The 499-nt window shown below is 60.5% G+C and carries 1 protein-coding gene; it reads right to left on the bottom strand.

From position 1 onward, the window contains the following. On the bottom strand, positions 1-499 hold a 499-nt coding region (locus tag GWC77_RS28295; RefSeq protein ID WP_173262941.1), incomplete at both ends, for an IS256 family transposase.

Raw genomic sequence — 499 nt, 5'->3', positions numbered from 1 at the left:
TCGTGAGCGGAGCGGCTCCATCCGGCTGTGATATTGCGCAGGGCAAGCCAGATAAGTTTTGTGGCGGCGTCATCGCTCGGGAAGTGGCCTCGCGTCTTGATGATCTTTCGCAACTGCGCGTTGATGTTCTCAATGGCATTGGTTGTGTAAATGACTTTACGCACCGCTGGCGGGAACGCAAAGAACGGAATGACGCGATCCCACGCGTTGCGCCATGCGGCGCTGACCGTCGGGAATCGTTGCCCCCACGGACCTTCGGCAAACGCGTCGAGTTCGGCCTGAGCGGCTTCTGCGCTCGCCGCTGTGTAGATCGGTCGAATCGCCGCGGCCAGCCCCTTACGGTCCTTCCAGCTCGCGTAATCCAGGCTGTTGCGAATCAGGTGGACGATGCACGTCTGCAGCGTGGTTGCCGGAAATACCACCGCCAGCGCCTCTGGCATCCCCTTCAAGCCGTCGGTGACGGCAATCAGAATGTCGTTCACGCCGCGCGTCTTTAGAT

Source organism: Paraburkholderia sp. NMBU_R16, from assembly GCF_013282575.1.
GTDB lineage: Bacteria > Pseudomonadota > Gammaproteobacteria > Burkholderiales > Burkholderiaceae > Trinickia.
Note: the sequence above shows the minus strand (reverse complement) of the source record. Positions and strands in the feature narration are given on the sequence as shown.